Genomic DNA, 8,543 nt, shown 5'->3' with positions numbered 1-8,543 from the left:
GGCGACGGCCGCCCCCAGACGATTGCCGGCGAGCACGCCGACGGAGACGTAGACGGCGGGCGACCCGAACAGCGGTGCGACGGCCGACGGCACGGCACCGAACTGGAACAGCGCGTACAGGCCGCCGCCGGCAGCCATCCACGGCGTCAGCGCGGTCACCGTCGCCTCGGTGACCGGCGGCCGTCGCCGATAAAGCAGGCCACCGGCGACGGCGGCGGCGACGAGCAGGCCGACCAGATACGGCAGGGCGGGCAGGGCGAACCCCGATGGGAGTGGCGACACTACCGTATCCAGCGACGCCGGCGCCGGAAAACGTTGCGATTGTGGAAGCGGGCGAGGCCCGAACACAACCCCTTTTATCGGACCCGCCGAAGCGGGCGGCATGAGCGTCGACCTCACCGAGGAGTCCTACGAGAAGAACCGCGAGGCCGGCGAGATTCTCGCACAGGTCCGCGACGAGACCGCCGACCGCGTCGAGGTCGGAGCCAGCCACCTCGAAATCGCCGAGTACGCCGAAGACCGCATCCGCGAGTTGGGTGGCGAACCCGCCTTCCCCGTCAACATCAGCATCGACGAGGAGGCCGCCCACGCGACGCCGAAACCCGACGACGACACGACGTTCGGCGAGGAGATGATAAACCTCGACATCGGCGTCCACATCGACGGCTGGCTCGCCGACACCGCCGTGACGGTCGACCTCTCGGGGAACCCGGAACTCGCCGAGGCGCCGGCCGAGGCCCTCGACGCCGCACTCGAAATCATCGAACCCGGCATCGAGACGGGCGAAATCGGCGCCGAAATCGAGTCGGTCATCGACGGCTACGGCTACAACCCCGTCGTCAACCTCTCGGGCCACGGCCTGGGCCACTGGGAACAGCACACCGACCCGAACATTCCGAACCGCGGCGTGGAACAGGGTATCGAGTTGGAGGTCGGCGACGTGGTCGCCATCGAACCGTTCGCCACCGACGGCGGCGGGAAAGTCACCGAGGGAGCCAAAGAGGAGATTTACGCCCTCGAACGCGAAGCGTCGGTGCGCAACCGACAGGCCCGGGAGGCCCTCGAACAGATAGTCGAGGAGTTCAAAACGCTGCCCTTCGCCCGCCGATGGCTCGACACCTCACGGGCGGAGATGGCGCTGCGACGACTCCAACAGCAGAACGTCGTCCACGGCTACCCCGTCCTGAAAGAACAGGACGGCTTCCTCGTGAGCCAGAAGGAACACACGATTATCGTCACCGAGGACGGCTGTGAAGTGACGACTCGTTCGCGGTAACGCGGCTTCGAAAACAGTTACCGATTCGGCGGCGCGTCCGTCACGCGTTGTTCATCCGTACCGACATCTCGGTGCCACAGACGCGACACGTCGACACGCGGTAGGGTTCCCGGGAGAACTCGGCGTTCTCCTCTTTGGTGCTCTCGGTGAGGAGTTCGATGCTCACCTCGTGGGGCGTCTCGCGGCCACACTTCTCACACTCCTCGGTCATACCGTCGTCGTCGATTCGGGTTGCCATGCGTGACTCCGGATTGCCGGGATTGAAGCATAAAAACCCCATTCGGTTGGACTCCGTTTGAACCGTTCATCCCGCGATTATTTCCCTATAGCGCGTTCGTCGCTCGAAATCGCTCGAGACGGTTTAGAAAACGTTCTCAACACTTCATTCACGCTTCGGATAGTTGAACATCCAATAATTTTATATAGTATCACATTCCGTCGAATAACAGCGTTAACCACCCACCGGCCCAATCGAACGGTATGGACCAGTTGTTCGCGCCGTGGCGAATCGAGTGGGTCGAGCGTGAGGATGGCAACGCCGACATCGACGGCTGTCCGTTCTGCGTGCTCCCGGAGCGAGACGACGCCCGCGAGGCGTTGGTCGTCGCAGAATCCGACCGCGCGTTCGTCCTCATGAACAACTACCCGTACAACCCCGGTCACGCGATGGTGATTCCCCGCACCCACACGGGGTCGTTCGGCGACCTCGACGACGAGACCCTCCTCGACCACGCCCGCCTGAAACAGCGAACCATCCGGGCGATGGAGGAGGGACTGGGTGCCGACGGCGTCAACGCCGGGTTGAACCTCGGCGACGCGGCGGGGGGCTCCATCGACGACCACCTCCACACCCACGTCGTTCCGCGGTGGAACGGCGACACGAACTTCATGCCCGTCACGTCGGGGACGAAGGTCATCGTCGAAGCCGTCGAAGACACCTACGAGACGCTTCGGGAGGCGTTCCGCGAACAGGACGGCGCGTCCGTCACCGACAGCGGGTCGGTCCACATCGAGTTTTAGCCCCGTCGAAGACGGGGGTTCGACCACACTAACCCGACCGCTTATCAGTCCGGTTGCGGTATTCCGGGCAATGAGCGATACGGCGGTCGCCGAGGCGGGGTTGGACACCGACGCCGCAAAGCGAGGGTTCACCCGCGCCAGCGTCGTCAACGTCCTCGGCAACGCCGTCAAAATCGTCGTCGAGGCCGCCGTCGGACTGACGTTCGGGTCGGTCGCACTGGTCGCCGACGCCGCCCACTCCGTCGCCGACCTCGTGGCCAGCCTCGTCGTGTTGGTGTGGGGCCGCAGCGTCTACGCCGACCCCGACGAACAACACCCCCACGGCCACCAGCGGGTCGAGCCGCTGGCCGCGCTGTTCGTCGGCAGCGTCATCGTCATCCTCGGGCTGAACCTCCTGTACGAATCCGCACTCGGCCTCATCGAGGGGCCGACCGTCACCTTCAGCCCGCTTTTGATTGGCGCACTGCTGTTCGCGATGGCCGACATGTACCTCCTGTACTGGTACACCGAGCGCGTCAACGCGAATATTGGCTCTTCGGCACTCGAGGCGCTCGCCATCGACTGTCTCAACGACATTTACACCACCGTCGCGGCGCTGGTCGGCGTCGTCGGCGTCTTTCTCGGCTACCCCGTTCTCGACGCCGCCGCCGGTGGCCTCGTCAGCCTGCTCGTCGTGTATCAGGGCGCCGACATCGGTCGCGAGAACGTCACGTATCTCGTCGGTGCCGCCCCCTCGGAAGCCGAGCGCCGACGAATCGTCGAGGAACTCCGTTCACACCCGGCTGTCGAGGGCGTCCACGACCTCGCCGTCTTCTACGACGGCACCGACCTCGAAGTCGAAGCCCACGTCGAGGTCGACGGCGAGTTAACACTCATCGAGGCCCACGACATCGAGACGGAACTCATGGACGGGCTCCGCGAGTTGGACGATGTCGGCGACGTACACCTCCATCTCGACCCCGCAGGTATCGGGGAGTGGAAGGACGCCGAGGAAACTCAGGCCGGTTCGCCGTAACAGTAGACGGTCTCGTTTTGGGTAATCTCGACCTCGATGAAGTCGCCGACTTCGATGCCCTTCGCCTCGGCGTCGGTGACGATGACCTGCCGGTAGGCTTCGTCGCGGCACTTCACCGAATCGCCGGTGCCCTCCTCGACGACCAGCGCCTCGTGGGTCTCGCCGACCATCGACTCGTAGGCCTCCCGGCAGACATCTATCTTCAGGTCCGTCATCGACTTCGAGCGCTCCTTCTTGATTGTGCCGCCGAGACCCTTCATATCGGCGGCGTCGGTGCCTGGCCGTTTCGAGAAGCGCGTGATATTGATTTTCTCGGGGCGAACGTCGTCGAGCAGTTCCATCGACTTGCGGTGGTCGTCGTCGTCCTCGGTGGGGAAGCCGACGATGAAATCCGTCGACAGCGTCCAGTGGTCCAGACGGTCGTCGAAGGCGGCGACGACCTCGCGGAACTTCTCGACGCGGTGTTGTCGGCGCATGTCTTCGAGGACGTCATCGCTGCCCGACTGGACCGGCGCGTGGATGAAGTTGTAGAGCTTCTCGTTCTCGGCGAAGACTTCGGCGAGTTCGTCGTGAATCCCGTGAATGCCGCCGGGGTTGGCCATCCCGAGTCGAACCCGGAAGTCGCCGTCGATATCACAGATGCGGTCGAGCAGTTCCGGGAGCTTCCGGTCGCCCTTGTCCCAGCCGTAAACGCCGGTGTCCTGGCCGGTAATGCGGATTTCCTTGGCACCGGCGTGGACCAGCGCCCGGGCCTTCTCGACGTTCTCCGAAACCGGTGGCGAGTCGACTCGCCCCGTCGCGAACTTCGTGATGCAGTACGAGCAGTTCGACATACAGCCGCGGGCGATGGGGAGGATGCCGACGACGCCGTCCAGAATCGGTTCGGCGTCGGGGGTCGTCGTCGGACACTCGCCGTTTGTCACCGCCGTCGGTACGTCCTCCCAGTGGAGCACCTGTACGTCGAGGTCCTCGAACTCCTCGCCCTGTGCGAGCGCCATACAGCCGGTGACGATGAGGTCCGAGGTCTCGGCTTCGAGTTCCGCAGCCCGCCGGAGCATGTTGCGTTCGGTCTTCTCGACGACGGTACAGGTGTTGAGGATGGCCACGTCCGCCTCCTCGGGGCCGTCGACGCGGTAGTGACCCGCATCGCGGAGCTTGCGCTCTATCTGTCGGCTCTCACCCCGGTTGGACGTACAGCCGTACGTCTCGATGTGGTACGTGGCCATCGGCTTGCGCTTCGATTGTATGTGCGCGGCCAAAAGGGCGACGTTTCGTCCGACCCCGACACCCTCGATGGTACACCACCGAAAAACACTTGCCGAAGGTTCGAAATTCGTGGAACATGCCCTCCAGACGACGCGTTCTCTGCGGCCTCGGGAGCGTAGCCGCGGTCGGACTCGCCGGCTGTACCGACGCCGGTCCCGCGAGCAACGCGACACCCGGTACCGACGCCGATACCGAGTGGCCCCAACCGGGCGGCACCGACCGCTTCGACTGTTATCGTGCCGACGCCGTCGCGCCGCGCGAAGTACCTGAAGAACGGTGGGCGGTCGAAACGGTGTGGCCGGCCGGGCGCCCCGTCGTCGCCGACGGACGAGTGGTGCTTCCGGCCCAGGGTGGCCTCATCGGCTACGACCTCGCTGGTGAGGAGCGCTGGCGACTCGGCTTCAAAGACGAGGAACTCGCCATCGAGACGGCGCCCATCGTCGTCGACGGCGTCGCTACGCCGGCGGGATGGATGAACTGGTGGCCTTCGACGTCGAAACGGGGGAGACGAACTGGCGGGTCGACATCGGTGTCTCGCCGACGACCGCCCCCGTCGTCGACTACGACCGGGAGCGACTCGCCGTCGGCACCGACGGCGGACTCGTCGGTGTCGACATCGATGGCGAACGACTGTGGGACCGTGAGACGTTCACCCCCGTCTCCGCGCTCGCCTCGTGGGGCGACCAGCTCTGTGCGGGAACGACCGGTGGCGAACTGCTCGTCTACTACGACCTTCAGGGCCCCGAGGGAATGTGGCGGAGACAGCTGGACGGACGAGTGATGCAGGTCAGCCTGCTCGACGGCGACGGCGTCGTCGTCTCGGTGTTCGGCGGCCCGACGAGTCGGCGCGACGGCGACAGTGCTGGCGCCCCACGCTGGTCCCACCAGACCGGCTCCCACGGCTTCGTCGCTGCGGGCAACACCTACGCCGTCGGCGGTGGCCTCACGGCGGTTCACACCCGAACCGGCGAGGAACGCTGGTCGGTCGACGACCGCCTGCGAGCACCGCCGGCCGGCGCCGGCGACACCGTCTACTCCGGCGGCGAAGGGTTCATCGCCGGCTACGCGATGGACGGCGGGACGGGGGTCGACGACTACCGCGTCGGAACCGAACGCTGGCGATACGATGTCGACGGTAGCGTCGTCACGGGACTTTCGGTCGCCGACGGTGCGGTGTTCGGCGCCGCCCAGAACGACGAAGGCGAGGCGACGCTGTACGCCCTCGAGTAGTCAGAACGCCTCGGGGTCGAACCCTTCGACCAACGCGACACCCGAGGAGGCACCGATGCGCTCGGCGCCGGCATCCAGCATCGCGACGGCGTCCTCGAAGGTCCCGATGCCGCCGCTTGCTTTCACCGGGAGGTACTCGGCCATCACGCGTACGTCCGCGACGGTCGCGCCACCATCGGAGAACCCCGTCGCGGTCTTGACGAACGCCGCATCGGCCTCGGCGGCGAGTTCACACGCCGTCCGCAGTTCCGCCTCCTCGAGGAGGGGCGCCTCGACGATGACCTTCACCGGGAGAGGAACGGCGGCGACGACGCAGGCGAGTTCCTCGGCGACCGCACCGGTGTCGCCGCTTCGGAGACGGCCGACGTTGAGAACCACGTCGATTTCGTCGGCACCGTCCTGCCACGCCCGCTCGGCTTCGAACTCCTTGGTCTCGGGGGCCGCCTGTCCGTGCGGAAACCCACACACCGAGACGAGGGTTACGTCCGGGGCGTACTCGGCGGCCTCGGCGACGTAACACGGCGGGATACAGGCGTTCATTCCGTGAGTGTCGGCGGCGTCGAGCACCGCTTTCACGTCGTGCCACGTCGTCTCCGGCCCGAGGACGGTGTGGTCGATGCGTGCGGCGAACTCGGCGCGGTTCATACCGAACACCTCGCGACCGAACGGGATAAATCGACCCCTCGCTCCGTCCGAGGGCGATTCGGGCGCGAGTCTTTTGCCGCTGCCGTGGTAACAACGACCATGACCGAACCGCCGTCGCTGCATCCGGAGGTCAGCGAGACGGCCGACCGCATCGCCGAGATGGAGGTTCGCGGTGCCGCCACCATCGCCGACGCCGCCGCCACAGCCCTCGGCACGCAGGCCGCCAACAGCGACGCCGAGTCGGCGGCGGCGTTCCGGGCGGAACTCCGGGTCGCCGCCCGCGAACTCCACGACACCCGGCCGACCGCCGTCAGCCTCCCGAACGCCCTCCGATACGTCCTCTCGGGGATGGAGGGCGACACCGTCGAGGAGTTGCGCCGCTCGGTGGAGCGAACCGTCGCCCGCTTCCGGTCGGACCTCGACGACGCCCAAGACCGCCTCGGCCGTATCGGGGCGGGACGGCTCTCCGATGGCGACGTGGTGATGACCCACTGCCACTCGACGGACGCAATGGCCTGCATCGAGGCCGCCGTCGAGGACGGCACCGACATCGAGGCCATCGTCAAGGAGACCCGCCCGCGCAATCAGGGCCACATCACCGCCCGCCAGTTGCGGGAGTTGGGCGTGCCGGTGACGCTCGTCGTCGACAACGCTGCCCACCGGTTTCTCGACGATGCCGACCACTTGCTCGTCGGCGCCGACAGCATCGCCGCCGACGGCAGCGTCGTCAACAAAATCGGGACCGCCGGCCTCGCGGTCTCGGCTCGGGACCGCGGGGTCGAGGTGATGGTCGCCGCCCAGTCCATCAAACTCCACCCCAAGACCCTGACCGGCGCGGCGGTCGAAATCGAACAGCGCGACGACTCGGAGGTCATCGACGAGGAAGCCCGCGCCGACATCGGCGACATCGAGGTCGCCAATCCCGCCTTCGACGTGACGCCGCCGAGACACGTCGACGCCATCGTCACCGAGCGCGGCCAGTTCCCACCGGAGAGCATCGTCGTCTTGATGCGGGAGTTGTTCGGCGAGAGCGTCGAGGAACCCTGGCAGGAGTCGTAGCGTTCCGGCGGCGAGAGCGGGCCGTCGGGGCTCAGTCGCCCTCGGGTTCGCGGACGACCGTCACCGGGACCGGCGAGCGGCGGACGACCGCCTCCGCGACGCTCCCGAGAATCAACCGGGAGACAGCACCGCGGCCGTGACTCCCCATCACGACGTGGTCGATTGGATTGTTCTCGATGTACTCGACGATGACGTGACGTGGGCGACCGTACTCCCACTGGGTGTCGATGTCGGCGGCGTGGTCGGCCGCCACCTCTCGCGCCTCCGCCAACACTTCGTCGGCGATTTCTGCCGCTCGGTCCTGCCAGCTATCGGCCGATTGCCCTTCCGTACCCGCCGCCGTGTGGTCGGCGAAGGGTTCGACGACGTGCAAGACGGTAATCGAGGCGTCGGGGAACTCCCGGAGCGCAAACGAGAGAGCGGCATCCGCCGGGGTCCCACCGTCGTGTGGAACGAGTATCTGACGCGGCATACCGTGAAGTCGGTACTTTCACGCATATAATTTTGCGAGGGGAACCGTCAGACCGACCCCGCAATCGCCGTCTGCATCGCCTCGCTGTTGTAGGCCTCCCCGCAATCGCCGTCAGGCGTGAGGACAATAAGCCCGGCCGACCCCTCGGCGAGGTCGCCGAACTCCGCGAGCACCGCGTCGGCGGCCGCCTGAGCGTCCAGACCGTCTTCGAGGAACTGGCTGGCACGGCGCGAGAGGTTCAGGCGAGCGATGTCCTCGCCGGCACCCGTCGCGGAGACGCCGCCAGCCTCGGTGCAGTAGAAGCCGCTGCCGACCTGCGGCACGTCGCCAACCCGGCCGGCCAGCGCCAGCCAGCGACCGCCCGTCGAGGTGGCGGCGGCGACCGTCTCGCCGTCGGTCGCCACCGCGCCGACCGTGTCGTGGTCGGTGGGAGTCTCGCCACGTCCCTCCGGGTCGCCGCCGAATCGTTCGGCGACCCACTCGGCGTGTTCGCGGGCGTCGCCTGCGGGGCGCTCCTCGAGGTCCTCCCACTGCTCGCGAGTCCGTTCCGACCAGAGGTC

General features: G+C 66.7%; 10 protein-coding genes and 1 pseudogene. 5 read left to right on the top strand and 6 right to left on the bottom strand.

Going from position 1 to position 8,543, the window contains the following annotated elements; genetic code table 11:
• Nucleotides 1-282, bottom strand: a pseudogene (locus GJ631_RS17865) (DUF63 domain-containing protein); the annotation flags it as partial.
• A 100-nt stretch (nucleotides 283-382) separates the two neighbouring features.
• Here GJ631_RS17865 and map point away from each other — a divergent pair.
• On the top strand, nucleotides 383-1,276 hold the full coding sequence (gene map, locus GJ631_RS17860) for a type II methionyl aminopeptidase (RefSeq protein ID WP_156710455.1): 894 nt from the start codon (nucleotides 383-385) through the stop codon (nucleotides 1,274-1,276).
• A 40-nt stretch (nucleotides 1,277-1,316) separates the two neighbouring features.
• Here map and GJ631_RS17855 read toward each other — a convergent pair whose 3' ends face one another.
• A complete protein-coding gene (locus GJ631_RS17855; RefSeq protein ID WP_156710454.1) occupies nucleotides 1,317-1,514 on the bottom strand; it encodes a hypothetical protein in 198 nt (65 codons plus the stop codon).
• Nucleotides 1,515-1,756: 242 nt separating this feature from the next.
• On the opposite strand from GJ631_RS17855, the gene GJ631_RS17850 reads away from it, so the two are divergent.
• Together GJ631_RS17850 and GJ631_RS17845 are read left to right on the top strand one after the other, a co-directional pair.
• A complete protein-coding gene (locus GJ631_RS17850; RefSeq protein WP_156710453.1) occupies nucleotides 1,757-2,296 on the top strand; it encodes an HIT family protein in 540 nt (179 codons plus the stop codon).
• A 70-nt stretch (nucleotides 2,297-2,366) separates the two neighbouring features.
• Nucleotides 2,367-3,311: a cation diffusion facilitator family transporter gene (locus tag GJ631_RS17845; protein ID WP_156710452.1), complete on the top strand. Its 945-nt coding sequence runs from the start codon at nucleotides 2,367-2,369 to the stop codon at nucleotides 3,309-3,311.
• Here the strand turns inward: GJ631_RS17845 and GJ631_RS17840 are convergent.
• The gene (locus tag GJ631_RS17840) at nucleotides 3,293-4,537 is read right to left on the bottom strand and encodes a tRNA (N(6)-L-threonylcarbamoyladenosine(37)-C(2))-methylthiotransferase (RefSeq protein WP_156710451.1); all 1,245 of its coding nucleotides are present in this window, start codon (nucleotides 4,535-4,537) and stop codon (nucleotides 3,293-3,295) included. The two genes, GJ631_RS17845 and GJ631_RS17840, sit on opposite strands and share 19 nt — an antisense overlap.
• A 508-nt stretch (nucleotides 4,538-5,045) precedes the next feature.
• Between GJ631_RS17840 and GJ631_RS17835 the strand changes: the two genes are divergently transcribed.
• Entirely contained in the window at nucleotides 5,046-5,807 is a 762-nt protein-coding gene (locus tag GJ631_RS17835) for a PQQ-binding-like beta-propeller repeat protein (RefSeq protein WP_156710450.1), read from the top strand.
• Here the strand turns inward: GJ631_RS17835 and deoC are convergent, their stop codons facing one another.
• Nucleotides 5,808-6,452 carry a deoxyribose-phosphate aldolase gene (gene deoC / locus GJ631_RS17830; RefSeq protein ID WP_156710449.1) on the bottom strand — a complete coding sequence of 215 codons (645 nt, stop codon included), beginning with the start codon at nucleotides 6,450-6,452 and terminating at the stop codon, nucleotides 5,808-5,810. It lies immediately after the preceding gene.
• Between the two features lie 99 nt (nucleotides 6,453-6,551).
• Between deoC and GJ631_RS17825 the strand changes: the two genes are divergently transcribed.
• A complete protein-coding gene (locus GJ631_RS17825) occupies nucleotides 6,552-7,511 on the top strand; it encodes a ribose 1,5-bisphosphate isomerase (RefSeq protein ID WP_156710448.1) in 960 nt (319 codons plus the stop codon).
• A gap of 31 nt (nucleotides 7,512-7,542) precedes the next feature.
• On the opposite strand, the gene GJ631_RS17820 is transcribed toward GJ631_RS17825, so the two are convergent.
• Nucleotides 7,543-7,983, bottom strand: a complete 441-nt coding sequence (locus tag GJ631_RS17820; RefSeq protein ID WP_156710447.1) for a universal stress protein — start codon at nucleotides 7,981-7,983, stop codon at nucleotides 7,543-7,545.
• A 47-nt stretch (nucleotides 7,984-8,030) separates the two neighbouring features.
• The coding region (locus GJ631_RS17815; RefSeq protein ID WP_197425186.1) for an isoaspartyl peptidase/L-asparaginase at nucleotides 8,031-8,543 on the bottom strand (513 nt) is incomplete at its 5' end.

Source organism: Natronomonas sp. CBA1123, from assembly GCF_009741925.1.
In the GTDB taxonomy this organism is placed as follows: Archaea; Halobacteriota; Halobacteria; order Halobacteriales; family Haloarculaceae; genus Natronomonas.
The sequence above is the reverse complement of the archived record's forward strand: the minus strand, read 5'-3'. Positions and strand labels throughout refer to the sequence as shown.

Bases quoted from the DNA above. Each gene is read 5' to 3' on its own strand.
- GJ631_RS17820 (WP_156710447.1), bottom strand. From the start codon at position 7,983: ATGCCGCGTCAGATACTCGTTCCACACGACGGTGGGACCCCGGCGGAT.
- GJ631_RS17835 (WP_156710450.1), top strand. From the start codon at position 5,046: ATGGATGAACTGGTGGCCTTCGACGTCGAAACGGGGGAGACGAACTGG.
- GJ631_RS17825 (WP_156710448.1), top strand. From the start codon at position 6,552: ATGACCGAACCGCCGTCGCTGCATCCGGAGGTCAGCGAGACGGCCGAC.
- map (WP_156710455.1), top strand. From the start codon at position 383: ATGAGCGTCGACCTCACCGAGGAGTCCTACGAGAAGAACCGCGAGGCC.
- GJ631_RS17850 (WP_156710453.1), top strand. From the start codon at position 1,757: ATGGACCAGTTGTTCGCGCCGTGGCGAATCGAGTGGGTCGAGCGTGAG.
- GJ631_RS17840 (WP_156710451.1), bottom strand. From the start codon at position 4,537: ATGGCCACGTACCACATCGAGACGTACGGCTGTACGTCCAACCGGGGT.
- GJ631_RS17845 (WP_156710452.1), top strand. From the start codon at position 2,367: ATGAGCGATACGGCGGTCGCCGAGGCGGGGTTGGACACCGACGCCGCA.
- GJ631_RS17855 (WP_156710454.1), bottom strand. From the start codon at position 1,514: ATGGCAACCCGAATCGACGACGACGGTATGACCGAGGAGTGTGAGAAG.
- deoC (WP_156710449.1), bottom strand. From the start codon at position 6,452: ATGAACCGCGCCGAGTTCGCCGCACGCATCGACCACACCGTCCTCGGG.